Raw genomic sequence first — 26,273 nt, forward strand, 5'->3', positions numbered from 1 at the left:
ATGACGACGAATCCCACCGCACAACTTCCCCATCCGCTGACCGCCAAGATGGCCAGCGTGGTCGAGCGCATGGCGCGCGCCGGCCACCCCTCGCTCGACCAGCTCACGCCCGACGAGGCCAAGGCCTCGTACGAACGCGGCGCGGGCGTGCTCGAGGTGCCCAAGCCCGAGCTCGCGCGCATCGAGGACTTCGAGATCGCCGCGCGCGACGGCCATGCGATTCCCGCGCGGCTCTACGCGCCCTCGGCCGAGGTGCTGCCGGTGCTGGTGTACTTCCACGGCGGCGGCTTCACGGTCGGCAACATCCGCACCCACGACACGCTGTGCCGCGTGCTCAGCAAGAAGAGCGGCTGCGCCGTGGTGTCGGTCGACTACCGGCTCGCGCCCGCGCACAAGTTCCCGACCGCTTCCGACGATGCCTGGGATGCCTTCTCGTTCGTAGCGCGCGAGGGCGCGAGCCTGGGCCTCGATCCCGCTCGGCTCGCGGTCGGCGGCGACAGCGCGGGCGGCACGCTGGCCGCGGTCTGCGCGATCCTCGCGCGCGACGCGGGCCTGCCGCTGTCGCTGCAGATGCTGATCTATCCCGGCACCACCGGCCACCAGGACACCGAGTCGCACCGCCGCTACGCCCAGGGCCCGCTGCTGACCAAGGCGCTGATCGACTACTTCTTCGGCCAGTACGTGCGCAGCCCGGCCGACCGCGACGACTGGCGCTTCGCGCCGCTGATCGCCGACGACGTGGACGGCGTGGCACCGGCCTGGATCGCGCTGGCCGAGTGCGACCCGGTGGTCGACGAGGGCATCGCCTATGCCGACAAGCTGCGCGCCGCGGGCGTGCCGGTCGACCTCGAGATCTACCGCGGCGTGATCCACGAGTTCCTCAAGATGGGCCGCGCGGTGCCCGAGGCGCTGCAGGCGCAGGACGATGCGGCGAAAGCGCTGCGCGACGCGCTGCGGCCCTGACGACCCGATTTCATTTCCCCTGGAGACAAGAAGAATGCAACGCAGTGATTTCCGTTTCTTCCACCGCCTGCGCGTGCGCTGGGCCGAAGTCGACATGCAGAAGATCGTCTTCAACGCGCACTACCTGATGTACTTCGACACCGCCATCGCCGACTACTGGCGCGCGCTCGCGCTGCCCTACGAGGAAGCGATGCATTCGCTGGGCGGCGATCTCTACGTGCGCAAGGCGACCATCGATTTCCGCGGCTCGGCGCGCATGGACGACGTGATCGACGTGGGCATGCGCTGCGCGCGCATCGGCACCTCGTCGATGACCTTCGAGGGCGGGCTGTTCCGCCAGGGCGAATTCCTGGTCGGCTGCGAACTGGTCTACGTGTTCGCCGACCCGGCCACCCAGACCTCGAAGCCGGTGCCGGCCTCGCTGCGCGCGATCCTCGAGGGCTTCGAGGCCGGCGAGACGATGCGCGCGATCGACACCGGCGACTGGGCCACGCTCGGCGAGGGCGCGGCGGCGCTGCGGCGCGCGGTCTTCATCGAGGAGCAGAAGGTGCCCGAGGCGATGGAGTGGGATGACCACGACGCGGCCGTGCCGCACGTGGTGGTGCGCAACCGGCTGGGCCAGGCGATCGCCACCGGCCGGCTGCTGCCGGCGCAGGACGGCCGCTCGATGATCGGCCGCATCGCGGTGCATCGTGCGCTGCGCAGCGGCGGCCACGGCGTGGCGGTGGTGCAGGCGCTCGAGGCCGCGGCCCGGGCGCGCGGCGATGCGGAGATCGCGCTCCATGCGCAGCGCAGCGCCGAGCGCTTCTACGAACGGCTCGGCTATGCGGTGCACGGCGAGCCCTTCGTCGAGGCCGACATTCCGCACATCGAGATGCGGCGCGCGCTGCGCTGAGCGTCGTTCAGTAGCGCGGCGGCGGATCGGGCACGTAGCCCGCCTCGGATTCGGGGAACGGCGACGGTCCCGCGGGACGCGGCCAGCGCGGCGCCGGGCTGGCCGGGATCACGCCCGCGGCGACCAGGTTCTCGCGGCTGTCGTAGCGGATGCGCACCACCTCGTCGGGCGAGGAACGCAGGCGCTCGAAGGTGGTGTGGCCGACGTACGAGGTCTCGCGGCGGCCATGGCCGGTGCCGAGGCTGGGCGCGGGCTGGCTGCGCGACTGGGCCATGGCGGAGGATTCGGCGGGGGCCGCGCTGTCGGCCGAGGGCGCGGTTCCCGGCGCCGGCGCCATCGACTTGTTGCGGGCCTCGAAATCGCCGCGCGGTGCCGACTCCTCGCGGCTGTAGCCGTCGCGGCGCGGAAAGGGCATCGGCACGGGCGGCGGCGGTGCCGCGCGCTCGCGGAACACCGCGACGCCGATCACGCCCACCTCGTCGGGCCGGCCGGTGCGGCTCGCATAGGAATTGCCGTTGGCGGTGAACTCGAAGGCCGCGATCTGCGAATCGCTCTTGCGCCAGCCGGCGATGTCGGTGCGCTCGCCGCCTGTGAGCACGTAGCCGTTCTGCTGCACGCCCGCGGTTTCGCCGGTCAGCACGTTGACGCCGTCGACCGACATCACGGTCATGAGCCGCTCGCCCATGCGGTTGCGCAGCCGCAGCGCATAACGCGCGCCGGGACGCCCGGCCACCCAGTACTCGCCGTTGGCGCGGTAGATCGGCAGCTCGCGGCCGGTGGCGCGGTCGACCACGCTGACTTCCATCAAGCCGCCGAGGCGGTCGACGGGCGAGGGCGGCAGGTAGGGGCGCGCCGGGGTCTGGGTGCAGGCCGAGAGCGCGGCCAGCGCGAGGGCGGTGGAGAAGAATCTGCGGTTCATGGAGGTCTCTCTTTCCTTGCCGGAAGTGATCGGTGCAGGCTTCTACGGCGCACCGGCGGCAACGGGGTTAAGAAAGACGCACAAAAAAAGGCGCTATCTGAAAGATAGCGCCTTGCGCCCGAACGACGGGCGTTGGAAGCCCAAAACGCCTCACTGATTGGGCTTCAAGCTGCAGCGCGGTGCCGGTGGTCGGCGCCCGGTGCTGTTCGGAGACTCAGATATCTTCGAGCAGCGGATAAGGCAAAGGTTCCACCTGGAGCGCCGGGCCACTGGCCGAGGCCGCATGCAGGGCGCCGGCCTCGAGCGCGGCGATCTGCATCGAGATCAGCGCGGCCCAGCCGCCGTCGGGCGCCGGCGCGGCCTGCGCGACCGTGCCCACGGGCTGTTCGGCATCGCTGGCGGCAAAGACTTCCTGGCCGGCCGCGACTTCGCCATCGGCCTTCACGAGGTAGGTGCGGCGCTTGAGCGTGCCGCGGAACTGGCTGCGCGCCACCACTTCCTGGCCGGGGTAGCAGCCCTTCTTGAAGTTGACGCCGCCCACCGATTCGTAATTGATCATCTGCGGCACGAAGGCCTCGACCACCGGCGTGGTGAGCGTGACGATGCCGCTGCGCACCTCGCTCCACGACCACAGGGCCGCGTCGAGCGCGGCGCCCTGCGGCGCGGCGCTGCCGGCCGGGGCGAGCCAGAGCGCGCGCGGCACGCCGTCGGCCGGGTAGAGCGAGATGGCACTGCCGCCCTCGATGCCTTCGATCGCGCGGCGCTGGCCGGGCGCGGCCGAGGCGTCGAGGCCGTTGGCCGCGAGCGCGGTGCCCGCGAGGCCGAACAGCGCGAACTGCTCGGTCGCGTCGCTGAGCTTGGCCTTGGCGCGCAGCACGTACATCGACAGCCGCTTGAGCGTGGCGGCCAGGATGTCGCGGCTGCAGACCAGCAGCACCAGCTCGGGCTGCGGGCGGATGCCGATGAAGCTCGCGATCACGCGGCCCTTGGCGGTGCACAGCGCCGCCAGGCGGGCCTCGGCGGCGCCGAGCAGGGAGAAATCCTGAGTGAGCTGGCCATGCAGGAAGGCCGCGGCATCGGGGCCCTCGGCACGGATCACGCCCAGATGGGCGAGGGGCGCAACGCCATTGAGAACGACTGTGGTCATCGCTGAATTATCATGGCCGGGCCTGATTCGTCGGGACCGCGGCGACGGCAGCCTTTCTTCTTGCAGGGCCACCGCCTCGAGCGGCTGCCACGCTGCCGCGAAAAGCCCCGTCCAGCCCGTTCCGCCACCTCATCCTCCTCCGCTCTTTCATCGGATCCGTGCGCCGCTTCTTCCTCACGATCTTCCTGCTCGCTGCCCTGGCCGCGCTGGCCGCCGGTGCCGGCGGACTCTGGTGGGTGCACCAGCCGCTCAAGCTGCCGGCGCCCAATGTCGACCTGTCGGTCGAGCCCGGCACCACGCCGCGCGGCATCGCCCAAGCCGTGGCCGACGCCGGCGTGGCGGTAGACCCGCAACTGCTCTACCTGTGGTTCCGCATCTCGGGCCAGGACCGGCAGATGCGCGCCGGCAGCTACGAGCTCGACCGCGGCGTGACGCCCAAGCTGCTGCTCAACATCCTGGTGCGCGGCGAGGAAGCCACGCGCAGCCTGGTGCTGGTGGAAGGCTGGAACATCCGCCAGGTGCGCGCCGCGCTCGCCAAGGCCGAGCAGCTCAAGCCCGACAGCGTGGGGCTGAGCGACGAGGCACTGATGGAAAAGCTCGGCCGGCCCGGCCAGCACCCCGAAGGGCGCTTCTTCCCCGACACCTACACCTATTCGAAGGGCTCGACCGACATCGCGCTGCTGCAGCGCGCGATGCGTGCCATGGACAAGAAGCTAGAGGCCGCCTGGGCCGCGCGCGGCAGCAACCTGCCGCTGCAATCGGCCGAGCAGGCGCTGATCCTCGCGAGCATCGTCGAGAAGGAAACCGGCAAGGCGGCCGACCGGGCAGAGATCGCGGCTGTCTTCAACAACCGACTGCGCATCGGCATGCCGCTGCAGACCGACCCGACCGTGATCTACGGCATGGGCACTGCCTTCGACGGCAACCTGCGCAAGAAGGACCTGCAGACCGACTCGCCCTGGAACACCTACATGCGCAACGGCCTGCCGCCCACGCCGATCTCGATGCCCGGCAAGGCCGCGCTGCTGGCGGCCGTGCAGCCGGCGCAGAGCAAATCGCTGTATTTCGTCTCGCGCGGCGACGGCACCAGCCAGTTCAGCAGCTCGCTCGACGACCACAACCGTGCCGTCAACCGCTACCAGCGCGGCGGCGGCACCCCTGCGACGAAGGCGGCCCAATGAACGCTGGCGGACTCTTTCTCACGCTCGAGGGCATCGACGGGGCCGGCAAGTCCAGCCACCTCGATGCCTTGCAGGCGCTCTTCGAGGGCCGGGGCCGCACGGTCACGCGCACGCGGGAACCGGGCGGCACGCCGCTGGCCGAAACGCTGCGCACGCTGATCCTCGAACAGCCGATGGACCCGCTGACCGAATCGCTGCTGGTGTTCGCCGCGCGGCGCGACCACATCGTGCAGGTGATCGAGCCGGCACTGGCACGCGGCGACGTGGTGCTGTGCGACCGCTTCACCGACGCCACCTTCGCCTACCAGGGCGGCGGCCGCGGCTTCGACGCCGAGGTGCTGTCCACGCTCGAGCGCTGGGCGCAGGCCGGGCGCGGCGGGCAGTCCGAGGCGACCTTGCTGCAGCCGCACATCACGCTGTGGTTCGACCTCGCACCCGAGATCGCGGCCCAGCGCCTGGCCGGCGCGCGCGTGCCCGACAAGTTCGAGGCCCAGCCGGTCGAGTTCTTCCGCAAGGTCGCGCAGGGCTATGCCGAGCGCGCGGCCGCCGATGCAGCGCGCTTCGTGCGCATCGATGCGAGCCAGAGCCGCGACCAGGTCTGGCAACAGGTCGAGGCGGCGCTGGTGGCGCGCGGCCTGGCCGGGGAGGGGCGCGCATGAGCGCAGCGGAACTGTCGCCCTGGCTGCGCCAGCCGCTGGTCGAGCTGCTGCGGCAGCGCGGCCATGCCTGGCTGTTGCAGGGGCCCTCGGGCCTGGGGCAATACGACCTGGCGCTCGCGCTGGCCTCGGCCTGGCTTTGCGAGCAGCCGACGGAGGAGGGCGCCGCCTGCGGCCATTGCCCGAGCTGTCATGCCATCGAGGTCCGTACCCATGCCGACCTCTGCGTGCTGATGCCCGAGGTGGCGATGCTGGACCTGGGCTGGCCGCTCGACGAGAAGGCCCAGGCCGACATCGACGACAAGAAGCGCAAGGCCAGCCGCGAGATCCGCGTCGAGGCGATGCGCGACGCGGTCGGTTTCGCGCAGCGCACCAGCGCGCGCGGCCGCGGCAAGGTGGTGCTGGTCTATCCGGCCGAGCGCATGAACACCATCGCCGCCAATGCGCTGCTCAAGACGCTCGAGGAGCCGGTGGGCGACGTGCGCTTCGTGCTCGCGAGCGAGGCTGCCTGGCAACTGCTGCCGACCATCCGCAGCCGCTGCCTCGGCTTCACCTTGCCCTGGCCCGACACGCAGCAGGCCGAGGCCTGGCTCGCAACGCAGGACGTGCCCGCCGCGGATGCCGCCGCCCTGCTGCGCGCGGCCGGCGGACGCCCGAGCGACGCCTTGCGGCTCGCGCGCACCGGCCAGTCGCCCAAGGCCTGGGCGCTGCTGCCCAAGGCCGTGCTGCGCGGCGACGTCGGCGCGCTGTCCGATCAGGCGCCGGCCCAGGCGGTCGGCGCCTTGCAGAAGCTCTGCCACGACCTGATGGCCATCGGCAATGGCGCCGCGCCGCGCTTCTTCGAACCCGGCGACCTGCCGGCCGCGCCATCGCGGCTCGCGCTGGCGCGCTGGTCGAAATCGTTGGCCGCGTCGGCCCGGACCGCGGAACATCCGTTCAATGCAGGACTCATGCTGGAAGCGCTCGTGAGCGAAGCGCGCAGCACCCTCAACTCAGCCGCTCGCCGACCATGAACCAACCCGCAGCCCCCTCCGCCAATTCCGCAGCGACCGCTGCTGCAGCCGCCGCCGCCGCTGCGGGTGGTGCCACGCCGCACCGGCCGAGCGTCATCCAGCTCGCGATCAAGGAGAAGGGCGCGCTCTATGCGGCCTACATTCCGCTGTTCTCCGAGGGCGGCATCTTCATTCCGACCTCGCGCGAATACCGGCTCGGCGACGACGTCTACGTGCTGCTGACCCTGCCCGAAGACCCGCAGCGCTACCCGGTGGCCGGCAAGGTCGCCTGGATCACGCCGGCGCGCGCGGCCGGCAGCCGGGCGCCCGGCGTGGGCATCCGCTTTCCGTCCGACGAGAAATCGCGCCAGCTCAAGGCCCGCATCGAGGCCGCGCTGGGCGGCTCGATGGCTTCCGACCGGCCGACGCAGACGATCTGACATCCGGTGCGGCCCGGCCGCCCCTTGCGCTCGCCAGTTTTCCGGCTCCCTTCGTTTCCTTAGATTCCTGGCGATGTTCACCGACTCCCACTGCCACCTGACCTTTCCCGAATTCGCCGACCAGATGGACACGGTGCGCGCCGCCATGGCCGCCGCCCAGGTCGACCGGGCCCTGTGCATCTGCACGCGGCTCGAGGAGTTCGACGACGTGCAGGCGCTGGCCGCGCGCTACGACAACTTCTGGGCCAGCGTGGGCGTGCATCCGGACACCGAGCACACGCTCGAGCCCAGCGTCGACGACCTCGTGCGCCTGGCTGCGCGGCCGCGCGTGGTGGCGATCGGCGAGACCGGCCTCGACTACTACCAGATGGAAGAGCGCAAGGGTGGCCGCAGCATCGCCGACCTCGAATGGCAGCGCGAGCGCTTCCGCGTGCATATCCGGGCCGCCCGGCAGACCGGCAAGCCGCTCGTGATCCACACGCGCGAGGCTTCGGCCGACACCATCGCGATCCTCAAGGAGGAGGGCGAGGACGGCTCCGCGGGCGCGGCCGGTGGCGTGTTCCACTGCTTCACCGAAACCGCCGAGGTGGCGCGCGCTGCGCTGGACCTCGGCTTCTACATATCCTTCTCGGGCATCCTGACCTTCAAGAAGGCGCAGGATCTGCGTGACGTGGCGGCCTTCGTGCCGCTCGAGCGCATGCTGATCGAGACCGACAGCCCGTACCTGGCCCCGGTGCCGTACCGGGGCAAGACCAACACGCCGGCCTACGTGCCGTACGTGGCACGGCAGATCGCCGGGCTGCGGCAGTTGCCGGTCGAGGCCGTGGCGCGGGCGACCAGCGACAACTTCGAGACACTGTTCAAGGGGGTTCGACAATGATGAAGAAAAACTTCAAGAAACTCGTTTATCTGTCTGCTTTTGCAGCAGTTTTCTCCGCGCATGCAGGTTCGTTCGAGGACTTCTTCCGGGCCGTGCGCGCCGACAATCCGAGCGGTGTCCGCAGCCTGCTGCAGCGCGGCTTCGATCCCAACACGCGCGATGAGCGCGGCCAGACCGGCCTGCTGATCGCGCTGCGCGAGCCTTCGCCGAAGGTGATCCAGGTGCTGCTCGAGTCGCCGCAGACCAACGTCGAGCTGCGCAACGCCAAGGACGAGAGCCCGTTGATGCTCGCCGCCATCAAAGGCCAGCAGGACCTGGTCACCCAGCTCATCAAGCGCGATGCCGACATCAACAAGCCCGGCTGGACGCCGCTGCACTATGCGGCCACCGGCGGGCACCTGGCGATCATGAAGCAGCTGCTCGACAACTTCGCCTTCATCGACGCGCAATCGCCGAACGGCACCACGCCGCTGATGATGGCCGCGATGTACGGTTCGACCGACGCGGTCAAGCTGCTGCTGGCCGAGGGCGCGGACGTCACGATGAAGAACCAGCTGGGCATGACCGCGGTCGATTTCGCCAACCGCGCCAATCGATCGGAAGCGGCGGCGCTGATCGCCGCGACGTCCGCGGCGAAGCCGGTGCCGAAGGACGGCAAATGGTAGGTATTGGTTAATAAAGTATTAGTTTTTGCTGTTGACGATCGTTATTCGTGACTTATTTCATGCTCCATCAGATGAGAAACCGATGGGGTTTGTATTTTTTGGAAACAGGCGCGAACAGAATGAGGGCTTCGATGAAGCCCTTTTTTTCGCCCGAAACATCCATGCAAGTCACCATCCAACAGCTCGGCGGCGGCGCCCTGGCATGGCAGATGTCGTTGCTCGCAGCACTTCTGATCGCCGGCACGCTCGCGGGCTGGCTCCTGTATCTGGTCATCAAGGCGGGCGTGCGCGATGGCATGAGCGAGGCGCTGCGTCGGCGCCGGCGCCGGCAATCGGATCTGGTTGCGGATGGCGGGGCGAACACGCGGGATTGAGGTTTCGCGCGCGGCCTGGGCTGGGCGCCACGAATCTCCGCCTGCCTGCCTCCCCAGATAATCAGCACAATGTGCATTATGTAAAATCAATGATCTTGTTGTTTGGCCGAATGGTGGCCAAGCGAGGCAAGACCGTTGTGACGCGTGATTGCGGAAATGCGGCCTGAAGAGGCCACCGCTGCCCCATCCCCACAAAGCCGATCGACCCCGCAAAAGAAAAGGCGCCCGGCACCAAGGCCGGGCGCTCAAGAACCTACAGCTGTCACGGTAGGTGCCCCAAGCCAGGGAGGAGGAGTCGCTCGGGACAACGGGATGCTGAGTCTTCGTGATGAACGTCCGTGTCGGACGGCGCCGATAGTTCGGGGCTTTCGGGAGGCCCTCGAATCCGCATGAATTCGGCGAGTACTCATATTCTGTTCATATTTGCCACCTAGCATCCGCCGCATGCTGCTGGCCAGGCTCCGCCGATGGATCGACGCGCACCGATGCATCGGGTGCGTGATCGGTCTTTGGCTGGTGCTGCTGCACCCGTTCATCTCGGCGCATTTCCACAGCGACGGCCTCGAGGATGAGCCCGGCCTCAAGGTGCGCAATGCCGGCGAGACCGTGCGCTTCGAATCCGACGAGCGCGCCGGCCATGCGAAAAGCCTCGAGACCACCATGTTCGCGCAGGCGTCCTGCTGCACGGTCATGGTCAATGCCCTGAGCGCGGCCTTCGATGGCTTCATGGGCATCGTGCTCGCGCTGCTGCCGTTGACCATCGTCGTGGCGACCGGCCTGACCGGTGCGCGCCACGAACCGCCGCGGCGCATCGGCGCGCGGAGTGGGGCGCCTCCCCTGCCCCGCCCCTGGCTGCGGCTGCCGCCGACCACGGCACCACCGTCCTTCGCCTGATCCGTTCCGGCGGCGCGAGCGCGCCGCATCCATCGCTTCCCTGACGCCCCTGCGGCAGGGCCGCTTCACTTCGCCCACGAGGCTTCCTCCATGTCCTTCGCCCGTTCGCGTCCTTGCCGCGCCGCTCGTGCCTGCCCGCGCATTGTCTTTGCCCCTTCCCGTTCGTTCCGGGAGGCTGCATGAACGCATTCCATCTCGATCTGCTGCAATGGCTCGCCGCCGGCATCCATCCCACGCCCTGGGTGCTGGCGATCGCGGTCGGGCTCGCGCTCGGTGGCCCCTGGCTCTCCACGGCCGTGATCGGCACCGCTGCCTGGCGTCGGCCCGGCCATCGGGCCTATGTGCTCTTCATGCTCGCGGGCGCCGGGCTCACCGCCATGCTGTGCCAGGAGATCGCGGCGCGCATCAACATGCCGCGGCCCTTCATCCTGGGCCTGGTGCCGGCCTACATCCCGCACGGCGCCAGCGCCGCGCTGCCGAGCACGCATGCCTCGGTGATGTTCATGGTGGCCTTCGCCTTCCTCGCGCGGCCGGCGCTGCGCGCACCGGGCATCGCGCTGTTCGCGGTGGCGGCCGCCACGGGCTGGGCGCGCATCCATGTGGGCGTGCATTTCCCGCTCGACATCGCGGTCGGACTGATGTTCGGCGCACTCATGGCGGGCCTGCTCGGCGCTGCCTGGTGGATGCTGGAACTCGGGGCACAGCAACTCGCTGCCCGCATACCGGGCCTGGCGGGCAAGCGCTGGCCGACGATGCCGAGGCCGCGCGCCTGAGCCGCGCGGCATAAGAAAACTCGAAAAGCGCATTTCCCAATCGAAGGGCGCGGCTGCAAAGTCGCTGCCCCATGGAATCCCTCACGCATCCGCCGCGCACCGCGCCCGGCAACCCATCGCCCGTGGCCGTGCCGCCGCGCGCCTCGCAACCCCAACCGCCCTCCTACGACCAGCTCGCCGACCGCTTCCGTCCGATCTTCGCGCGCATCGCCGAAGGCGCCGTGCAGCGCGAGAACGAACGCCTGCTGGCCCACGACGCCGTGGCCTGGCTGGCCCAGGCCGGCTTCGGCGCGCTGCGCGTGCCGGTCGCCCAAGGCGGTCTCGGCGCCACGGTCGAGCAGTTCTTCGACCTGCTGATCGAGCTCGGCGAGGCCGACTCCAACCTGCCGCAGATCCTGCGCGCCCATTTCGGCTTCATCGAGCGCCTGTTCGCCGAGATCGATCCCGCGCTGCACGGTCCCTGGCTGCGACTCGCGGCCGACGGCGTGATCTTCGGCAACGCCACCACCGAGCTCGGCGAAGGCCCGCTCGGCCAGATGCAGACCACGCTGCGCCGGGACGGCGACGGCTGGCGCCTCGAGGGCGACAAGTACTACAGCACCGGCACGCTCTATGCCGAATGGATCGCGGTCTCGGCGCAGCGCCACAACGACGACGGCAGCAACGACCGCGTGATCGCGCTGGTGCCCTCCGGGGCGCCGGGCGTGGAGCGCGTCGACGACTGGCGCGGTTTCGGCCAGCGACTGAGCGCCTCGGGCACCACGCGCTTTCGCAACGTGCGCGTCGATCCGGCGCACGTGCTGCTCTACGTGCGCGACCAGCCCACGCCGCTGACCGCGCAGTTCCAGCTCACGCACCTCGCCACCCTGGCCGGCATCGCGCGCGCGATCGTGCGCGACGCGGTCGACTTCGTGCAGCCGCGCAAGCGTGTCTACAGCCACGGCAGCGGCAGCATGCCGCGCGAGGACCCCCTGGTGCAGCAGGTCGTCGGCCAGCTCGCGAGCACGGCCTTCGTCGCGAGTTCGACGGTGCAGGCGGTGGCGCGCACGCTGGGCGAGATCGACCGCCTGCGCCAGCGCGGCGAAGCGATCCCCGAGCCGCTGCTGTTCCAGGTCGAACTCGAGACCGCCAAGGCCCAGGCCGGCATCGTCGATGCGGTGCTGCAGGCCGGCACGCGGCTGTTCGACGTCGGCGGTGCCTCGGCGCTGCAGGAGGACATCCGGCTCGACCGCCACTGGCGCAACGCGCGCACGCTGGCCTCGCACAACCCGACCATCTACAAGGGCCGCGTGGTCGGCGACCACCTGCTCAACGGCGCCCGGCCCACCTTCTACTGGGCCGTGGGCGCGAACGTCGCGTCCTGAAGGCCCCGGCGGCGACCTGCCGCAGCCGACGAATCCGCATATCCATGCGTGCATTCATTCGTTGGCCGGGGCGGGTGCAGCGCCAACACTCGCCCCTCCCTTCTTCATCCTCCGGCGGAGCAATTCCCATGACCCTCTTCGACGATCAACCTGCCACCGGGAGCGCCCAGGCATGACCTCGGCCGATCACGCACTCGACGTGTCCGGCGTGCTGAACGCGCCGGAGTTCCGCGGCACCACCGCGGCCCCCCTGCCCCGCGCGCCGCGCCCGCCCGCGCCGGTGGCCACCGATGCCGCCACCGTGCTCGCGCGCCGCCACGCGCTGCCGCCGGGCCTCTGGCGCACCGGCGTGCTGGCCGCCGCGGCCTGGTTGGCGCTGGGCCTGCTCACGCTGCTGTGGCCCAACAAGCCGATCGGCTTCAGCGATTGGAACTTCACCGAGGAATTCGGCTACGCCACGCTCGTGATCGCCGCCGTGTTCCTCGTCATCGCGCTGCTCGGCCCGCGCGCCGGCCGCGTCGCGCGCACGCTGCGTCCCGCCGGCCAGTGGCTGGTGGCCTCGGCGCTGGTGCTCGCGCTGTGGGAGATCGCCACCGCCAAGCTGGCCGTGCTGCCCTCCCCCTTCTTCGCGCCGCCGCAGAGCCTGATCGATGTGCTGCACGAGGACTGGCAGCGCCTGGGCCTGTCGACCGCCTACTCGCTGCGCCTGCTGGCCAACGGCTTCGTGATCGGCGCGCTGGTCGGCTTCGTCACCGGCGTGGCGGTCGGCTGGTCGCGCATCGCGGGCTACTGGGTGCATCCGCTGCTGCGCTTCCTCGGCCCGGTGCCCGCGTCGGCGCTGCTGCCGCTGGCCTTCTTCTTCGCGCCCTCGAGCTACGTGGCCGCGGTGTTCCTGGTCGGCCTCGCCACCTTCTTCCCGGTCGCGGTGCTGACCTGGTCGGGCGTGGCCTCGGTCGGCAAGAGCTACTACGACGTGGCGCGCACGCTGGGCGCCTCCGAGCGCTTCCTGGTGCTGCGCGTGGCCATCCCGGCCGCGCTGCCGCAGGTCTTCGTGGGCCTGTTCATGGGCCTGGGCGCCTCGTTCTCGGTGCTGATCACGGCCGAGATGATGGGCGTGAAGGCCGGCCTCGGCTGGTACCTGCAGTGGGCCCAGGGCTGGGCCTCGTACGCCAACATGTATGCGGCGCTGCTGGTGATGGCCGCGCTGTGCTCGGGCCTGATCACCTTGCTGTTCAAGGTGCGCGACCGCGTGCTGTCGTGGCAGAAGGGAACCGTCAAATGGTAGAAGCCGTCCTCTCCCCCGCCGTCGAGGCAGGCACCGCCGCCCACACCGGCGCGCTGATCGACATCCACGGCGTGAGCCATTGGTTCGAGGTGCCCACGGGCGTGCTGCAGGTGCTCGACAACATCGACCTGCAGGTGCGGCCCGGCGAATTCGTCGCGCTGCTCGGCCCGAGCGGCTGCGGCAAGTCGACGCTGCTGCGCCTGGTGGCCGGCCTCGAGCCCGCGACCACCGGCCGCATCACGCAGAACGGCCAGACCATCGAGCAGCCCGATCCCTCGCGCATCGTGGTGTTCCAGGACCCCACCTTGTTCCCATGGCGCAGCGTCTGGGACAACGTGGCGCTGGGCCTGCAGGCGCGCGGCGTGCTCGACGCGCAGCGCGGCCGGGTCGACGAGGCACTGCAGCGCGTCGGTCTCACCGAATTCGCGAAGGCCTATCCGCATCAACTGTCGGGCGGTATGGCGCAGCGCGTGGCATTGGCGCGCGCGCTGGTCAACGACCCGCAGCTGCTGGTGCTCGACGAGCCGCTGGGCAAGCTCGATTCGCTCACGCGCATCGCGATGCAGAGCGAGCTCGTGAACCTCTGGCAGCGCGACGGCTTCTCGGCGCTGCTGGTCACGCACGATGTGGAAGAGGCGCTGTTCCTGGCCAACCGCGTGATCGTGCTGAGCGACCGGCCGGCGCGCATCGCGGCCGAGCTGGTGGTGGACCTGCCCTACCCGCGCCATCGCGGCGATCCGCGCCTGGCCGAGTTGCGGCACGAGGCGCTGCGCCACCTGGGCCTGGACGCGACCTGGTGAGACCGGCCTCCGAGGCGCGGGCGCGATGAACGCGCTGCCCGATGCGGCCTGGCTCAATGTCCTGATCGAGGGCCTGCAGGCCCTGCAGTTGCAACTGCTGCGGCTGCTCGATGCGCTGGGCCTGGTCGCCCATGCGCACGGGCAGCCCGCCTGGCCCTGGGACCAGCGGCTGTCGGGCGAGAACCTGCTGATCGATCTGGGCCAAGCGCGCCGGCTCGGCATCAGCGTCGTGCTGCTGGGACTGTCGCTGCTCGTGCTGCTCGCGGCGCTGCTGTGGCGCCGGCGCCGGATCTGGCTGCTCGGCGCCGCGGTGCTGCCCGTGGTGCTGGCCCCCTGGCCCGATGCCAACGTGGTTCTGGTGCCCGCCCATCCCACGAGCTTTCAGCAGCATGCGGCGGGCTTCAGCGCCGAGGCCATCGCGCGCGGCCGCACGCTCTATGCGCAGAACTGCGTGGCCTGCCACGGCAGCGACGGACGCGGCCAGGGCCCGCTGGCGGCGGCACAGCCCGTGTGGCCACCGAATCTCACGGGTCCGCTGCTCTGGCGTCGTGCCGATGGCGACTTGCTGTGGCGCGTGCTGCACGGCACGCGCGATCGCCACGGCGCATTGACGATGCCAGGCTTTCAAGGCCGCTTGAGCGAGAGCGACGCTTGGGCCCTGATCGATTACATGAAGGCCCAGGCCGCCGGCGAAAGCCTGCGCGTGGCGGGCGTATGGGCCCAGCCCGTGAGTCCGCCCGACATGGCGGTGCGTTGCGACGGCAAGCCGGTGCGCATGCTCAGCAGCTGGCGCGGCCAGCGCATGCGGATCGTGGCCGATGACGATAACGCAAGTGCGTTGCTCGAGGACCCGCGCCTGGTGACGGTGCTGCTCGAACGCAAGCCCGCGGCTGCTTCGAAACAGGACGACCGGAGCATCGCCTGCGTGGCCGATTCGCCCGCGGCGTGGGAGGCCTTCTCGCTGATCGCGGCCACCGAGAAGCTCGAAGGCACGCAGTTGCTGGTCGATCGCGCGGGCTGGCTGCGCGCGCGCGGCGAGCCCGGCAAGAGCGCATGGAGCGACGACGATCTGTTGTGCCGCGCGGAGGCTGCTTCAGGAACGGCAGCCACGCCGGTGGCCGCGGCCGACGGGCTCGGCGCGCTGATTACGCGCATGGATGCGCAGCCGGTGCGTTTCGTGAAGGGTGGCTTCGTGCATTGACGGCGCGGCGCCGTCGTTCACCACGAATGCATCAGCACCGCGGGCCGCAGCGTGGCGATGGCCTGCAGGCGGCGCAGCGCACGGCGCGGCACATGGCCGTAGGCCGCGCGGCGCGCGATCGCATGGGCCGACGCAGGCGGAACCCGCCACGCGGTTGCGGTGCGCGAGATGACGAGCTGGGCCTGGTCGGCCACGGAATGGTAGGTGCGCAAGGGCATGGGGGACTCGATGGGTAACGCATCGATTCTGCGCAAGGCATGCGGCAACTCAAAGACGGATTGCGAGTTACCTGATGCATTCCGTGATCGCCCTGCCGCGCGGTGCGCGGCGTACGATGGACCGGCATCCTTTCTTCCCTCCACATCGCTGCACATCAGGAGATACCGACCATGTCGAACCACGTCTACAAGAGCCTCGAGCTCACCGGCTCGTCCACCACCAGCATCGAGGACGCGATCCAGGGCGCGATCGCCAAGGCGCACGAGACGGTGCGCAACATCCAGTGGTTCACTGTCGTCGAGACGCGCGGCCATGTGGCCGAGGGCCGCGTGGCCCACTGGCAGGTCACGCTGAAGATCGGCTTCACGCTCGAGTGAGCGTGGGCGCCGGCTCGTTCAGGCGAAGTCTGTCGATGGTTTTTCCCAGAGGTTGACGCCGCCCTCGACCGCATGGCGGTCGATTTCGGCGAGCTCCTCCGCGCTCAGCGGTGCACCTTGGAGCGCGGCCACGTTGTCGACGATCTGCTCGGGCCGGCTCGCGCCGATCAGCGCCGAACTCACGCGCGGGTCGCGCAGGGTCCAGGTCAGCGCGAGCTGGGCCAGCGACTGGCCGCGGCGTTGCGCGATCGCGTTCAGCGCGCGCGCACGCTCGATGTTGGCATCCGACAGATGCTCGGGCTTCAGCGAACCGCCGCCCGGGCGGTTGATGCGCGCATCGGCCGGCACGCCCTGCAGGTACTTGTCGGTCAGCAGGCCCTGCGCCAGCGGCGTGAACGCGATCACGCCGGCACCGAGCTCCTCGGTGGCGCCAAGCAGGTCCTTCTCGACCCAGCGGTTGAACAGGTTGTAGGCCGGCTGGTGGATCAGCAGCGGCACCTTCCATTCGCGCAGCAACGCGGCCATCTCGCGCGTCTTCCCGGCCGAGTACGACGAGATGCCGATGTACAGCGCCTTGCCCTGCTGCACGGCCTGGGCCAGCGCCGAGGCGGTTTCCTCCAGCGGCGTGTGCGGATCGAAGCGGTGCGAATAGAAGATGTCGACGTAGTCGAGGCCCATGCGCTGCAGGCTCTGGTCGAGGCTGGCCAGCACGTATTTGCGCGAGCCGCCGCCCTGCCCGTAGGGGCCGGGCCACATGTCCCAGCCGGCCTTGCTCGAGATGATCAGCTCGTCGCGGTAGGGCTTGAAGTCCTCGCGCAGCAGGCGGCCGAAATTGGTTTCGGCGCTGCCGTAGGGCGGGCCGTAGTTGTTGGCCAGGTCGAAGTGGTTGATGCCGAGGTCGAAGGCGGTGCGCAGCAGCTGGCGCTGGGTGGCAATCGGCGTGGTGTCGCCGAAGTTGTGCCACAGGCCGAGCGAGATGGCGGGCAGCACGAGGCCGCTGCGGCCCACCTTGCGGTAGGGCATGGATTCGTAGCGCGTGGAGGCGGCGAGGTAGGTCATGGGCGATGGAGGGACGCGAAGAGAAAGAGAAAGGCGCCATGTCGGCGCCGGTACTTCGCGTTCGAGGATAGCGGCAATCGCGTCGGCGCGCAGGCCGCCGACCCGCTGCGCTACGACGCCACGGCAGTGTCGCGCCCGAAGGCCAGCGCCGCGAGTTCCTCGTCCGATGCGGGCAGCACCGGCGGCACCAGCGCGTCCTGCAGGAACAGCCGCAATGCGGTCCATCCCGAGCCGTCGGCCTTGCGCGCCTGGCGCCAGGCGGCCGCCTCGAGCAGCAGCACCGATTGGTAGGTGCGCGCCATGCCCCAGGCCAGCCGCCGGCCGTCGCTCTCCTGCGCGCGCGGCATCAGCTCCGCGAGCGTGCGTCGCGCATGCACGATGGCATCGGGTGCGCGCGTGTCATGGCCCGCGAGCGTCGAGAGCCGCCCGTCGATGTCGGCGAGAAAGGCCTCGCCCGCCTCGGGCGCGCGCAGCGCACGCAGCACGTCGTGCGCGAGCACCGAGGTCGTGCCCTCCCAGATGCAATGCACATGCAGGTTGCGCAGCACGCGCGGGATGCCCGTGTCCTCCACATAGCCCGCGCCGCCAAAGCTCTCGACCAGCTCGCTCGCGGCCCAGATGCTCTGGCGCGCGCAGGCCAGCTTGGTCAGCGGCGCCAGCAGACGCGCGAGCCCCGGCGCGCCGGTGCCGCGCTCGTGGCGATTGAGCGCGAGCGCGGTCTCGAAGTTGAGCGCCAGCATCGCCTCGTACTCGGCCGTGATGCGCGCGATCCACTGCGCATGCAGCGGCTTCTCGGCGAGCAGCTGGCCGAACACGCGACGGCGGGTCGCGTAGTCGCGCGCCAGCATCAGCAGATGGCCCACGCCCGCCGGGCCGCCCCATGAAGCCCACAGCCGCGCGACGTTGAGCAGGTCGCCGATCTTGGCCACGCCGCGATCGATGCCGCCGACCGGCACCGCGACCGTGCCTTCGAGCTCGAGCTCCGCGGTCGGCAGGGCGCGCGTGCCGAGCTTGTCCTTCAGGCGCCGCACGGCGATGTGGTTCCAGCTGCCGTCGGGGCGGCGCAGCTCGACCAGGAACAGCGACAGCCCGCGGCTGCCCGGTGCCGCGTCCTCGGGCCGCGCGAGCGCGAGCGCCATCTGCGAGGTGGTGGCCGAGGTGAACCACTTGGTGCCGTGCAGCGACCAGGTGCCGTCGCCGCGCGGACGCGCGACGGTCGAGGTCTGGCCGACATCGGAGCCGCCCTCCTTCTCGGTCATCCACTGGCCCGAGGTCCAGCCGCCCTGCCGCGCCGTGAGCTTCGGCTTGTAGCGCGCGGCCAGCGCTTCGTCGTGCAGCGTGAGCAGGCGCGCGGCGCCATCGGTCATCACCAGCGGACACGAGGCCACCGCGCCCGCGCCGTCGTACAGGTTCACGAGGCCGGCCTGCACCACACGCGTGAACTCGCCATAGGGGTTCTCGTAGGGCAGCGCGACCAGGCCCTCCTCGAGGCCGATGTCGACCAGGCGGTGCCAGGCCGGATCGACCTCGATACGGTCGACGCGCCGGCCCCAGGCATCGAAGGGTTCGTGGCGCGGCACGTTGTGCTCGGCCGTCGCGGCCAGCGCGGGAATCTCCTGCATCGCCCGCTCGCCCATGCGCTGGAACAGCGGGCTCGCGTCGGCGAAGACCTCGGCGGGCAGCAGGCGTTCGAGCGTGTGGTGCAGGGTGCGGTCGCTCGCGAAGCGGTTCGACAGCTCGGGATGGGGCTGGATGAAGTCGGTCATGGTGTCTCCTTTGCCGAAGGCGGAACCGGCGCATTCGCGCCCTGCCCTTTCTTCGCGGGGGCGGCGCGCGCGGCGTGGTCGAGCACCGCGGCCAGGCACAGCGCGACGATGTCCTCGACCACGCGCTGCGCCGCGCGCTTGGACAGCACGCCGAGCGCGAGCGGGCCGATCATGGCCTCGGCCAGCGCGCCGACGATCGCCGCGGCGCTGGTGTGCGCGTTCTGCGCGCGGAACTCGCGGCTGTCGATGCCGTCCTCGATCACGGTCACGAAGATCGCGCGATAGGGTTCGCGAAAGCGCAGCCGGTCCTCGTCGATCTGCGGCGCCACCGGTTCGGCCAGCAAGGCCCACGCGAGCTTGGGCCGCTTGAGCGCGCGGTGCGCGAAGGTGCGGATGATCGCGGCCAATCGCTCGCCGGCACCGCTCCCGGAGGCGGCCGCGGCGGCGCAGGCGTCGATCTCGCGCTGCGAGGCCTGGCGGAAGACCTCGTCGAACAGGTCGGTCTTCGACGGGAAGTACTGGTAGAGCAAGCCGGTCGAGACCTCGGCCGTGGCCGCGACCATCGGCATGGTGGTGCCGCCGTAGCCATGGGTGGCCACGAGTTCGAGCGCGGCCAGCACGATGCGCTCGCGCGTGAGCGTCATGCGCTCTTCGACTTTGGATGTGCGTCGGTAGGTCACGCGAAGAATTGAATCACAGTTCATTTCTTATTGCAATTGCACTCCGGCTCCCTATACTTCGACGCCTCGGCCGCATCGCAACGATCACGCCGCCCGCGGCCACGGCGTCCAGTTCAACCACCAAGGAAGCTTCTCCATGCGCAGGTTCGACGACTCCTCTTTCGGTCATGGCTGGTTCCAGGCTGCCTACAGCGAGGACCTTCGCAAGGGCGACGTGCGGCCCCTCACGGCCATGGGCCGCGAGTTCGTGCTGTGGCGCGACATGCAGGGCCAGGCCCATGCGATGGATGCGCACTGCCCGCACCTCGGCACCCATCTCGGCCATGGCGGCCGCGTCTGCGGCACCTCGCTGCGCTGTCCCTTCCACGGCTGGCAGTTCGCAGGCGACGGCGCCTGCACCGACATTCCCTACAGCCCGAATCCGCGCCTCGAGATGCGGCACCTGAAGTCCTGGCCGCTGGTCGAGCGCAACGGGCTGGTGATGGTGTGGTGGCATCCGCGCGGCATCGCGCCCACCTTCGAGGTACCGGCGATGCCCGAGCATGGCGATGCGCAGTGGTCGCGCTACCGGCGCCAGCGCTGGGAGGTCGCGACGATCTGGCAGGAGGTGCAGGAGAACATCGTCGACACCACGCACTTCCACCACCTGCACGGCGTGGCCACGCTGGCGCGGCTCGACCGCTTCGAGCCCGCGGGGCCGGCGCTGCACGTGAACATCCTGCACGACTTCAACACGCCGCGCGGCCGGCTGCCGGGCTTTCTGCAGACCTCGCTGTACGGCCCCTACTTCGCGACGGTGCGCTTTCGCATCGCCGACCTGGCCGAGATCCTGTTCGTCGATTCGGTGGTGCCGATCGAGGCCGGCCGCGTCGCCGTGAGCTTCAGCCTGATGGCGCGGCTGCAGGGCATCGCCTCGCCCGACATGAGCCTCGCGCTGATCGACGAGGCGATCCACCAGGTGAGCCAGGACGTGCCGATCTGGGAGCACAAGATGCGCTGGAAGCGCCCCAGCCTCGCCGAGGGAGACGGACCCATCATGCGCTTCCGCCATTGGGCCGAGCAGTTCGAGACCGAGGACGAAGTCCCGACCCCCGCGCCCCTGCGCCGCATCGAGATCGCCGCCCATGCATGAGCTCGCCGCCACCGATGCCGTCTTCGTGCGCGAGGACGCGAACACCTGGCGCGCCAGCGAGCTCGCGCGCGGTCCCTGGGATCCGCGCGCGCAGCATGGCGGCGCGCCCTGCGGCCTGCTCGCGCTCATCGCCGAGTCGGCCGTCGAGGGCGAAGGCTGGCAGCTCGCGCGGCTCACGGTCGAGCTGATCCGGCCGGTGCCGGTCGACCTGCTGTTGTCCGCCGTCATGACCGAGGCGGGCCGCACCACCGCGCGCGTCGAGATATCGCTGCTGGCCCAGGGCAAGCCGGTGGCGAAGGCGCATGCGCTGCTGGTGCGCACGCAGCCCGTGGTGCCGCCCGAAGAAGCGCTGCAAAGGCCGCTGGCCCCTGCCCTGTCGATGCCGGCACCCTCGGACTGCACGGCACCGCTGCGCATCCCGGGCCTGCCCGACGTGCGCTCGTTCTATTACACGGCGACCGAAAGCCGCGTGGCGGCCGGCGATGCCGCGGCACCGGGACCGGCGGCTGCCTGGTTTCGGCTGCGCGTGCCGCTGGTCGCGGGCGCGGCCAATTCGCCCGCGATGCGCGCCGCCGCCGCGGCCGACTTCGGCAATGGCCTGAGCTGGGTGCTGCCGGTCGAGCGCTTCAACTTCGCCAACGCCGACCTCTCGCTGCAGCTCGCGCGGCAGCCGGTCGGCGACTGGATCGGCCTCGATGCCGTGACCACGGTCGCGCCCGACGGCAGCGGCTGCACCTTCAGCCAGCTGCACGACGAGCGCGGCCGCTTCGGCTTCGCGACGCAGACGCTGCTCGTCTTCGCGCGCTAGCGTTTCGGCTCAAGCGCTCGTCAGCCCGCGCGACACCGGCAGCTTGCGCACGCGCTTGCCGGTCACCGCGAAGATCGCATTGGTGATCGCGGGCGCGATGCCCGAGGTGCCGGGCTCGCCCATGCCGCCGGGCGCTTCGCCGCTGGCCACGATGTGGGTCTCGATCGCCGGCGTCTCGTTGATGCGCAGCGGCCGCACGTCGTGGAAGTTCGACTGCTCGATGCGCCCGTCCTTCACCGTCGCCTCGCCCCACAGCGCGCCCGAGATGCCGAAGATCACGCCGCTCTGCACCTGGGCCTGCACCGTGTCGGGGTTGACGACCACGCCGGTGTCGAGCGCGCACACCACGCGCCTGACCACCGGCTCGCCGCCATCCTTCGGCACCTCGACCTCGGCCACCAGCGCCATGAAGGTGCCGAAGGCGAACTGCAGCGACACGCCGCGCCCGCGCTGCGGCGGCAGCGGCGTGCCCCAGCCGGCCTTCTGCGCCGCGAGCTCGAGCACGGCCTTGGCGCGCGGGTTGGCGCCCAGCAGCGCGCGCCGGTAGTCCACCGGATCGGCCTTGGCCGCATGCGCGAGCTCGTCGATGAAGCTCTCGACCACGAACACGTTGTGCGTCGGTCCCACGCCGCGCCAGAACGCGGTGGGCACCGGCGGCTCGTGGTTCACGTACTCGATGCGGATGTTCGGCAGCGCATAGGGCGGCTTCTCGGCGCCGTCGATGGTCTCGGGATCGAAGCCGTTGTTGTAGGCCGGCGGCAGCCAGCGCTTGAGGATCGACGAGCCCGTGATGCGATGGCGCCAGGCCACCGGCCGGCCCTGCGCATCGAGGCCCGCGCTCACGCGGTCGTAGAAGTACGGCCGGTACATGTCGTGCTGCGTGTCCTCCTCGCGCGTCCACACCACCTTGACCGGGCCGTCGACCTGCTTGGCGATCTGCACCGCGCGCGTGATGCTGTCGACCTCGAGCCGGCGACCGAAACCGCCGCCCAGCAGGTGGTTGTGCACCGTGACCTTCTCCACCGGCAGGCCCGATGCGGCCGCCGCCGCGGCACGCGCGCGCGTGATCACCTGGGTGCCGACCCACAGCTCGCAGCCGTCGGACCGCACATGCACCGTGCAGTTCAGCGGTTCCATCGCCGCATGAACCAGGAACGGCACCTCGTACACGGCCTCGAGGCGCTGCGCCGCGCCGGTCATCGCCGCCGCGTTGTCGCCCTCGTTGCGCGCCACCGCACCGGTCTGCAGCGAAGCCTGCTTCATCGATTCGACGATCGCCGCCGAATCGATGCCCGCGTTGGCGCCGCCGTCCCATTCGATCGCGAGCGCCGCCAGGCCCTTCTTCGCCGCGCCCATGTGGTCGGCCACCACCGCCACGCAGTCGTCGAGCCGCACGATCTGGCGCACGCCGCGCACCGCCTTCGCCTTGCTGTCGTCCACGCTGCGCAGGCGGCCGCCGAACACCGGCGACTGCGCGAGCGTGGCGACCTTCATGCCCGGCACCTTGGCATCGATGCCGTAGAGCGCGCTGCCGTCGACCTTGGCCGGCGAGTCGAGCCGCTTCGCGGGCGTGCCGATCAGCCGGAAATCGGCCGGCGCCTTGAGCGCCACCTTCTCGGGCAGCGGCAGCTTCGCGGCATCGGCGACCAGCGCGCCGTACTTCAGGCGCCGGCCACTGGCCGCATGCACGACCTCGCCGCGGGCCGCCTTGCAGCTGTCGGGCGCGACCTTCCAGCGTTGCGCCGCGGCCTGCACGAGCACCGTGCGCGCGGTGGCGCCGGCACGCCGCAGCGGCTCGTAGGCGGCGCGGATGGTGGTCGAGCCACCGGTCACCTGGAAGCCCAGCAGGGGATTGCCATAGAGCTTGTCGTCGGGCGGCGCATGCTCGACGCGCACCGCGGCCAGGTCGACCTCCAGCTCCTCGGCGATCAGCATCGGCACGCTGGTGTAGGTGCCCTGCCCCATCTCGATGTAGCCCATGGTCACGGTCACGCGGCCATCGGGTGCGATCTTCACGAAGGCATTGGGTGTCCAGGACGGCGTGCCGGCCGAGGCGGCCTCTGCCGCCTCGGGCACGGCGCCCAGGCCCACGCCGATCAGCAGGCCGCCGCCGAGCGCGGCGCCGATGCTCAGGAAGCCGCGGCGCGACAGCGCGGGCGAAGCCACCGGCGCGTGTTCCGTCAGTCGATCGATCAGCATCTCAGGCCACCGCCTTTCCGGAGAGCGCGCGTGCCGCTTCCTTGATGCCCGTGCGGATGCGCACATAGGTGCCGCATCGACAGACGTTGCCGCTCATCGCGGCATCGATCTCCTCGTCGCTCGGCGCCGTGTTCTTGCTCAGCAGCGCGGTGGCCGACATCAGCTGGCCCGATTGGCAGTAGCCGCACTGGACCACGTCGAGGTCGAGCCAGGCCTTCTGCAGCGCGCGGCCCACGCGCGTGGCGGCGAGCGACTCGATGGTGCTCACGTTCGCCTTGCCCACCGATTCCACGGTCGTGAGGCAGGCCCGCGTGGGCGCGCCGTCGACATGGATGGTGCAGGCGCCGCACAGGCCCATGCCGCAGCCGAACTTGGTACCGGTCATTCCGAGCACGTCGCGCAAGGCCCAGAGCACCGGCGTGTCACCGTCGACGTCGAGCGGGCGTTCGATTCCATTGACTTTCATGTTGTTCGTGTCCTTGTCGTGGGAGTGGTTCGCTGCCCTCGCAACGCACCCGGCGGTGCGGCACGCAGGCAGGCCGACCGGAGGATGTCACGCCGCGCGAATTCCTGCAGGACGCGCAAGCCTCCTTTCGAGACATCGTGCGTAGGCGATGTCCGGCCGCACGATGCGCGGCGCGGCCGTTCCCGGGCGCCGATCGGGCGTCGACCATCCACAGACCGCCAGGAAAGGATCACCATGTTCGACCACATCGGCTTCAGGGTGCGCGACCTGCGCGCCGCGCGCCGCTTCTACGACGCGGTCGCGGGCGCGCTCGGCCTGCAGACCCTCGACAACAGCGCCCATTCGTTCCTGCTCGTGCGCAGCACCGAGCAGACGGTGCCCTTCGTCTGGATCGGCACCGACCAGCCGGCCTTCTGGACCGACGCGCATCAGGTGTCGGCCAGCCCGATCCATCTCGCGCTCTCGGCGAAGACGCCGCAGGAGGTCGATGCCTTCCACCGCGCGGCGCTGCAGGCCGGCGGCATCGACAACGGTTTCCCCGGCCCGCGCGGGCCGGCCGAGATGCACTACTACGGCGCCTACGTGCTCGACCCCGACGGCAACAACGTCGAGGCCGGCTGCCGCGGCGCGGGCTGATGCGGCCGGCTCAGGCCGCGACCGCGCCGGCGTACATGTAGCGCCGCGACCAGGGCAGCGTCTTCGCGGCGCGGCCGGCCTTGCGGCCCACGATCTGGTAGATCGCCACGTCGTCGTTCTCGAACGCATAGGCGCAGCCCGCGAGGTACACGCGCCAGATGCGGAATTTCTCCTCGTCGACCATGGCGCGCACCTGCTCGGTGTGCGCCTCGTAGGCGTCGCTCCACAGCCGCAGCGTGCGCGCGTAGTGGCGGCGCAGGTTCTCGATGTCGAAGGCCTCGAGGCCGCCCTGCTGCATGGCTTGCAGCGCCAGGCCGATGTGCGGCAACTCGCCGTTCGGGAACACGTAGCGGTCGATGAAGTCGCCGCCGCCGTACGAGACGCCGCCGCCCTCGGGGTCGGACGAGGTGATGCCGTGGTTCATCACCACGCCGTCATCGGCCAGCAGCTCGCGCACGCGCTGGAAGTACTCGGGCAGGTTCTTGCGGCCCACGTGCTCGAACATGCCGACGCTGGTGATCCGGTCGAACTGCCCGCCCACGTCGCGGTAGTCCTGCAGCCGGATCTCGATGCGGTCGGCCAGGCCCGCGGCCTTCACGCGCTCGGTCGCGAGGTCGAACTGGTTCTGCGACAGGGTCACGCCCACGCAGCGCGCGCCGAACTTCTGCGCCGCGCGGATCACGAGCGCGCCCCAGCCGCAGCCGATGTCGAGCAGGGTCTGGCCCGGCTGCAGCTGGATCTTGGTGAGGATGTGATCGATCTTCTTGAGCTGCGCGGTCTCGAGGTCCTCGTCGCCGTTCTCGAAGTAGGCGCACGAATAGACCATGTTCGGGTCGAGCCAGAGTTGGTAGAAGGCGTTCGAGACGTCGTAGTGGTATTGGATCGACTTGCGGTCCGACGCCTTGGTGTGCGTGAAGTAGCGCGCCATGCTCTTGAGCGCGCTGGCACCGGCGCCGGTGCCGCTGTCGAGCGAGCTCTTCGCGAGCGCGTAGGCGATGTCGATGATGTCGCTGAGCTTGCCCTCGATGTCGATCTTGCTCTGCACGTAGGCCTCGCCGAGGTTGGCCAGCGTCGGCTCGAGCATCAGCGACAGCGCCGAGGGCGACTTCACGTGCAGGGTGACGGCGGGGCCGCTGAAGTCTCCGAAGTCGTACGACTTGCCGTCCCACAAGGTCAGCCGCGCGGGCAGATTGGCACGTGCGCGGACGGCCGCGCTCCACTGTTCGACCTTCTTTTCCCAAAGCATGCATTTCTCCGTGTTGGTGTTGCTTGCGATTCGGGAAAGCACGATAGCGAGATTCCTTCGGATGTGCAGGGACATGCCGTGCTCGACCTGATGGCGACACGACTTAGCGTTGGAATCTGACGGGAAGCCGTGGGTCCGGCGGCAACGTGCGGGAAAACTACAGTATTCAGAAATCTGACAATCTGTAATACAAATGCACTATTTACAAAGAATAATTGCGGGAATCGTAACGAAGCTGCGCACAGGCCACAGAGCC

29 protein-coding genes are annotated in these 26,273 nt (G+C 70.0%); 20 read left to right on the plus strand and 9 right to left on the minus strand.

The features are described 5' to 3' along the window. Together AC07RV_RS09585 and AC07RV_RS09590 are read left to right on the plus strand one after the other, a co-directional pair. Entirely contained in the window at nt 1-963 is a 963-nt protein-coding gene (locus tag AC07RV_RS09585; protein ID WP_296782625.1) for an alpha/beta hydrolase, read from the plus strand. Nucleotides 964-997: 34 nt separating this feature from the next. Next, complete coding sequence (locus AC07RV_RS09590; RefSeq protein WP_296782624.1) at nt 998-1,858, plus strand: YbgC/FadM family acyl-CoA thioesterase; 861 nt, start codon at nt 998-1,000, stop codon at nt 1,856-1,858. Nucleotides 1,859-1,865: 7 nt separating this feature from the next. Here the strand turns inward: AC07RV_RS09590 and AC07RV_RS09595 are convergent, their stop codons facing one another. Further along, on the minus strand, nt 1,866-2,777 hold the full coding sequence (locus tag AC07RV_RS09595; protein WP_296782623.1) for a hypothetical protein: 912 nt from the start codon (nt 2,775-2,777) through the stop codon (nt 1,866-1,868). Between AC07RV_RS09595 and AC07RV_RS09600 the strand changes: the two genes are divergently transcribed. Beyond that, nucleotides 2,776-2,934: a hypothetical protein gene (locus AC07RV_RS09600; RefSeq protein WP_296782622.1), complete on the plus strand. Its 159-nt coding sequence runs from the start codon at nt 2,776-2,778 to the stop codon at nt 2,932-2,934. The genes AC07RV_RS09595 and AC07RV_RS09600 overlap by 2 nt on opposite strands. A 57-nt stretch (nt 2,935-2,991) precedes the next feature. Here the strand turns inward: AC07RV_RS09600 and ygfZ are convergent, their stop codons facing one another. Continuing rightward, complete coding sequence (gene ygfZ / locus AC07RV_RS09605) at nt 2,992-3,924, minus strand: CAF17-like 4Fe-4S cluster assembly/insertion protein YgfZ (RefSeq protein ID WP_296782620.1); 933 nt, start codon at nt 3,922-3,924, stop codon at nt 2,992-2,994. Nucleotides 3,925-4,082: 158 nt separating this feature from the next. On the opposite strand from ygfZ, the gene mltG reads away from it, so the two are divergent. The 13 genes from mltG (at nt 4,083) to AC07RV_RS09670 (ending at nt 15,429) form a co-directional block, all read left to right on the plus strand. Beyond that, the gene (gene mltG / locus AC07RV_RS09610) at nt 4,083-5,105 is read left to right on the plus strand and encodes an endolytic transglycosylase MltG (protein WP_296782618.1); all 1,023 of its coding nucleotides are present in this window, start codon (nt 4,083-4,085) and stop codon (nt 5,103-5,105) included. Next, a complete protein-coding gene (tmk, locus tag AC07RV_RS09615) occupies nt 5,102-5,764 on the plus strand; it encodes a dTMP kinase (protein ID WP_296782616.1) in 663 nt (220 codons plus the stop codon). Before mltG ends, tmk begins: the two co-directional genes overlap by 4 nt. Next, entirely contained in the window at nt 5,761-6,774 is a 1,014-nt protein-coding gene (locus tag AC07RV_RS09620; protein ID WP_296782614.1) for a DNA polymerase III delta subunit-related protein, read from the plus strand. Before tmk ends, AC07RV_RS09620 begins: the two co-directional genes overlap by 4 nt. After that, nucleotides 6,771-7,193: a PilZ domain-containing protein gene (locus AC07RV_RS09625; RefSeq protein ID WP_256222426.1), complete on the plus strand. Its 423-nt coding sequence runs from the start codon at nt 6,771-6,773 to the stop codon at nt 7,191-7,193. Before AC07RV_RS09620 ends, AC07RV_RS09625 begins: the two co-directional genes overlap by 4 nt. A 73-nt stretch (nt 7,194-7,266) precedes the next feature. Then, on the plus strand, nt 7,267-8,073 hold the full coding sequence (locus AC07RV_RS09630; RefSeq protein WP_296782610.1) for a TatD family hydrolase: 807 nt from the start codon (nt 7,267-7,269) through the stop codon (nt 8,071-8,073). Continuing rightward, entirely contained in the window at nt 8,073-8,738 is a 666-nt protein-coding gene (locus tag AC07RV_RS09635) for an ankyrin repeat domain-containing protein (protein WP_093341954.1), read from the plus strand. Before AC07RV_RS09630 ends, AC07RV_RS09635 begins: the two co-directional genes overlap by 1 nt. Nucleotides 8,739-8,899: 161 nt before the next feature. Then, nucleotides 8,900-9,112, plus strand: coding sequence for a hypothetical protein (locus AC07RV_RS09640; protein ID WP_296782608.1), 213 nt, complete (start codon nt 8,900-8,902; stop codon nt 9,110-9,112). Between the two features lie 498 nt (nt 9,113-9,610). Next, nucleotides 9,611-10,006: a hypothetical protein gene (locus AC07RV_RS09645; protein WP_296782607.1), complete on the plus strand. Its 396-nt coding sequence runs from the start codon at nt 9,611-9,613 to the stop codon at nt 10,004-10,006. Between the two features lie 179 nt (nt 10,007-10,185). Next, nucleotides 10,186-10,779 carry a phosphatase PAP2 family protein gene (locus tag AC07RV_RS09650; RefSeq protein ID WP_296782605.1) on the plus strand — a complete coding sequence of 198 codons (594 nt, stop codon included), beginning with the start codon at nt 10,186-10,188 and terminating at the stop codon, nt 10,777-10,779. Nucleotides 10,780-10,850: 71 nt separating this feature from the next. Next, entirely contained in the window at nt 10,851-12,143 is a 1,293-nt protein-coding gene (locus AC07RV_RS09655) for an acyl-CoA dehydrogenase family protein (RefSeq protein WP_296782603.1), read from the plus strand. Nucleotides 12,144-12,315: 172 nt separating this feature from the next. Beyond that, a complete protein-coding gene (locus AC07RV_RS09660) occupies nt 12,316-13,428 on the plus strand; it encodes an ABC transporter permease (protein ID WP_296782601.1) in 1,113 nt (370 codons plus the stop codon). Beyond that, complete coding sequence (locus tag AC07RV_RS09665) at nt 13,422-14,228, plus strand: ABC transporter ATP-binding protein (protein WP_296782599.1); 807 nt, start codon at nt 13,422-13,424, stop codon at nt 14,226-14,228. The genes AC07RV_RS09660 and AC07RV_RS09665 overlap by 7 nt, the downstream gene beginning before the upstream one ends. A gap of 25 nt (nt 14,229-14,253) precedes the next feature. After that, nucleotides 14,254-15,429, plus strand: coding sequence for a c-type cytochrome (locus AC07RV_RS09670; RefSeq protein ID WP_296782598.1), 1,176 nt, complete (start codon nt 14,254-14,256; stop codon nt 15,427-15,429). 17 nt (nt 15,430-15,446) lie between these two features. Here the strand turns inward: AC07RV_RS09670 and AC07RV_RS09675 are convergent, their stop codons facing one another. Further along, nucleotides 15,447-15,647, minus strand: coding sequence for a hypothetical protein (locus tag AC07RV_RS09675; RefSeq protein WP_296782597.1), 201 nt, complete (start codon nt 15,645-15,647; stop codon nt 15,447-15,449). Between the two features lie 171 nt (nt 15,648-15,818). Here AC07RV_RS09675 and AC07RV_RS09680 point away from each other — a divergent pair, with 171 nt between their 5' ends. Continuing rightward, on the plus strand, nt 15,819-16,025 hold the full coding sequence (locus AC07RV_RS09680) for a dodecin (protein ID WP_093341942.1): 207 nt from the start codon (nt 15,819-15,821) through the stop codon (nt 16,023-16,025). Between the two features lie 18 nt (nt 16,026-16,043). Here the strand turns inward: AC07RV_RS09680 and mgrA are convergent, their stop codons facing one another. From mgrA to AC07RV_RS09695, 3 genes are all read right to left on the minus strand, one after another. Then, nucleotides 16,044-17,084 carry an L-glyceraldehyde 3-phosphate reductase gene (mgrA, locus tag AC07RV_RS09685; protein ID WP_296782596.1) on the minus strand — a complete coding sequence of 347 codons (1,041 nt, stop codon included), beginning with the start codon at nt 17,082-17,084 and terminating at the stop codon, nt 16,044-16,046. Nucleotides 17,085-17,194: 110 nt separating this feature from the next. Continuing rightward, nucleotides 17,195-18,850: an acyl-CoA dehydrogenase family protein gene (locus tag AC07RV_RS09690; protein ID WP_296782595.1), complete on the minus strand. Its 1,656-nt coding sequence runs from the start codon at nt 18,848-18,850 to the stop codon at nt 17,195-17,197. Continuing rightward, nucleotides 18,847-19,494, minus strand: a complete 648-nt coding sequence (locus AC07RV_RS09695) for a TetR/AcrR family transcriptional regulator (RefSeq protein WP_296782594.1) — start codon at nt 19,492-19,494, stop codon at nt 18,847-18,849. The genes AC07RV_RS09690 and AC07RV_RS09695 overlap by 4 nt, the downstream gene beginning before the upstream one ends. A 172-nt stretch (nt 19,495-19,666) precedes the next feature. On the opposite strand from AC07RV_RS09695, the gene AC07RV_RS09700 reads away from it, so the two are divergent. After that, a complete protein-coding gene (locus AC07RV_RS09700; protein ID WP_296782592.1) occupies nt 19,667-20,662 on the plus strand; it encodes a Rieske 2Fe-2S domain-containing protein in 996 nt (331 codons plus the stop codon). Further along, complete coding sequence (locus AC07RV_RS09705; protein WP_296782590.1) at nt 20,655-21,470, plus strand: thioesterase family protein; 816 nt, start codon at nt 20,655-20,657, stop codon at nt 21,468-21,470. Before AC07RV_RS09700 ends, AC07RV_RS09705 begins: the two co-directional genes overlap by 8 nt. Before the next feature lie 9 nt (nt 21,471-21,479). Here AC07RV_RS09705 and AC07RV_RS09710 read toward each other — a convergent pair whose 3' ends face one another. Further along, nucleotides 21,480-23,663: a xanthine dehydrogenase family protein molybdopterin-binding subunit gene (locus tag AC07RV_RS09710; RefSeq protein WP_444813826.1), complete on the minus strand. Its 2,184-nt coding sequence runs from the start codon at nt 23,661-23,663 to the stop codon at nt 21,480-21,482. 7 nt (nt 23,664-23,670) lie between these two features. Then, nucleotides 23,671-24,135: a (2Fe-2S)-binding protein gene (locus tag AC07RV_RS09715; protein WP_093342451.1), complete on the minus strand. Its 465-nt coding sequence runs from the start codon at nt 24,133-24,135 to the stop codon at nt 23,671-23,673. Between the two features lie 234 nt (nt 24,136-24,369). Here AC07RV_RS09715 and AC07RV_RS09720 point away from each other — a divergent pair, with 234 nt between their 5' ends. Continuing rightward, nucleotides 24,370-24,771 (plus strand): VOC family protein, encoded by a 402-nt coding sequence (locus AC07RV_RS09720; protein ID WP_296782585.1) that lies wholly within the window; start codon nt 24,370-24,372, stop codon nt 24,769-24,771. Nucleotides 24,772-24,781: 10 nt separating this feature from the next. Here the strand turns inward: AC07RV_RS09720 and AC07RV_RS09725 are convergent, their stop codons facing one another. Beyond that, complete coding sequence (locus AC07RV_RS09725; protein WP_296782583.1) at nt 24,782-26,017, minus strand: class I SAM-dependent methyltransferase; 1,236 nt, start codon at nt 26,015-26,017, stop codon at nt 24,782-24,784. Between the last annotated feature and the right edge of the window lie 256 nt (nt 26,018-26,273).

Source organism: Variovorax sp. GW821-FHT09B01 (assembly GCF_059418345.1).

What these genes read in the sequence shown, in the direction of transcription:
- mgrA (WP_296782596.1), bottom strand. Translation starts at nt 17,084, where the DNA reads ATGACCTACCTCGCCGCCTCCACGCGCTACGAATCCATGCCCTACCGC.
- AC07RV_RS09695 (WP_296782594.1), bottom strand. Translation starts at nt 19,494, where the DNA reads ATGACGCTCACGCGCGAGCGCATCGTGCTGGCCGCGCTCGAACTCGTG.
- AC07RV_RS09720 (WP_296782585.1), top strand. Translation starts at nt 24,370, where the DNA reads ATGTTCGACCACATCGGCTTCAGGGTGCGCGACCTGCGCGCCGCGCGC.
- AC07RV_RS09665 (WP_296782599.1), top strand. Translation starts at nt 13,422, where the DNA reads ATGGTAGAAGCCGTCCTCTCCCCCGCCGTCGAGGCAGGCACCGCCGCC.
- AC07RV_RS09595 (WP_296782623.1), bottom strand. Translation starts at nt 2,777, where the DNA reads ATGAACCGCAGATTCTTCTCCACCGCCCTCGCGCTGGCCGCGCTCTCG.
- AC07RV_RS09635 (WP_093341954.1), top strand. Translation starts at nt 8,073, where the DNA reads ATGAAGAAAAACTTCAAGAAACTCGTTTATCTGTCTGCTTTTGCAGCA.
- AC07RV_RS09670 (WP_296782598.1), top strand. Translation starts at nt 14,254, where the DNA reads ATGAACGCGCTGCCCGATGCGGCCTGGCTCAATGTCCTGATCGAGGGC.
- tmk (WP_296782616.1), top strand. Translation starts at nt 5,102, where the DNA reads ATGAACGCTGGCGGACTCTTTCTCACGCTCGAGGGCATCGACGGGGCC.
- AC07RV_RS09680 (WP_093341942.1), top strand. Translation starts at nt 15,819, where the DNA reads ATGTCGAACCACGTCTACAAGAGCCTCGAGCTCACCGGCTCGTCCACC.
- AC07RV_RS09600 (WP_296782622.1), top strand. Translation starts at nt 2,776, where the DNA reads ATGGAGGTCTCTCTTTCCTTGCCGGAAGTGATCGGTGCAGGCTTCTAC.
- AC07RV_RS09690 (WP_296782595.1), bottom strand. Translation starts at nt 18,850, where the DNA reads ATGACCGACTTCATCCAGCCCCATCCCGAGCTGTCGAACCGCTTCGCG.
- AC07RV_RS09590 (WP_296782624.1), top strand. Translation starts at nt 998, where the DNA reads ATGCAACGCAGTGATTTCCGTTTCTTCCACCGCCTGCGCGTGCGCTGG.
- AC07RV_RS09715 (WP_093342451.1), bottom strand. Translation starts at nt 24,135, where the DNA reads ATGAAAGTCAATGGAATCGAACGCCCGCTCGACGTCGACGGTGACACG.
- AC07RV_RS09630 (WP_296782610.1), top strand. Translation starts at nt 7,267, where the DNA reads ATGTTCACCGACTCCCACTGCCACCTGACCTTTCCCGAATTCGCCGAC.
- AC07RV_RS09660 (WP_296782601.1), top strand. Translation starts at nt 12,316, where the DNA reads ATGACCTCGGCCGATCACGCACTCGACGTGTCCGGCGTGCTGAACGCG.
- AC07RV_RS09700 (WP_296782592.1), top strand. Translation starts at nt 19,667, where the DNA reads ATGCGCAGGTTCGACGACTCCTCTTTCGGTCATGGCTGGTTCCAGGCT.
- AC07RV_RS09640 (WP_296782608.1), top strand. Translation starts at nt 8,900, where the DNA reads ATGCAAGTCACCATCCAACAGCTCGGCGGCGGCGCCCTGGCATGGCAG.
- AC07RV_RS09625 (WP_256222426.1), top strand. Translation starts at nt 6,771, where the DNA reads ATGAACCAACCCGCAGCCCCCTCCGCCAATTCCGCAGCGACCGCTGCT.
- AC07RV_RS09655 (WP_296782603.1), top strand. Translation starts at nt 10,851, where the DNA reads ATGGAATCCCTCACGCATCCGCCGCGCACCGCGCCCGGCAACCCATCG.
- AC07RV_RS09650 (WP_296782605.1), top strand. Translation starts at nt 10,186, where the DNA reads ATGAACGCATTCCATCTCGATCTGCTGCAATGGCTCGCCGCCGGCATC.
- AC07RV_RS09705 (WP_296782590.1), top strand. Translation starts at nt 20,655, where the DNA reads ATGCATGAGCTCGCCGCCACCGATGCCGTCTTCGTGCGCGAGGACGCG.
- AC07RV_RS09675 (WP_296782597.1), bottom strand. Translation starts at nt 15,647, where the DNA reads ATGCCCTTGCGCACCTACCATTCCGTGGCCGACCAGGCCCAGCTCGTC.
- AC07RV_RS09620 (WP_296782614.1), top strand. Translation starts at nt 5,761, where the DNA reads ATGAGCGCAGCGGAACTGTCGCCCTGGCTGCGCCAGCCGCTGGTCGAG.
- AC07RV_RS09585 (WP_296782625.1), top strand. Translation starts at nt 1, where the DNA reads ATGACGACGAATCCCACCGCACAACTTCCCCATCCGCTGACCGCCAAG.
- ygfZ (WP_296782620.1), bottom strand. Translation starts at nt 3,924, where the DNA reads ATGACCACAGTCGTTCTCAATGGCGTTGCGCCCCTCGCCCATCTGGGC.
- AC07RV_RS09725 (WP_296782583.1), bottom strand. Translation starts at nt 26,017, where the DNA reads ATGCTTTGGGAAAAGAAGGTCGAACAGTGGAGCGCGGCCGTCCGCGCA.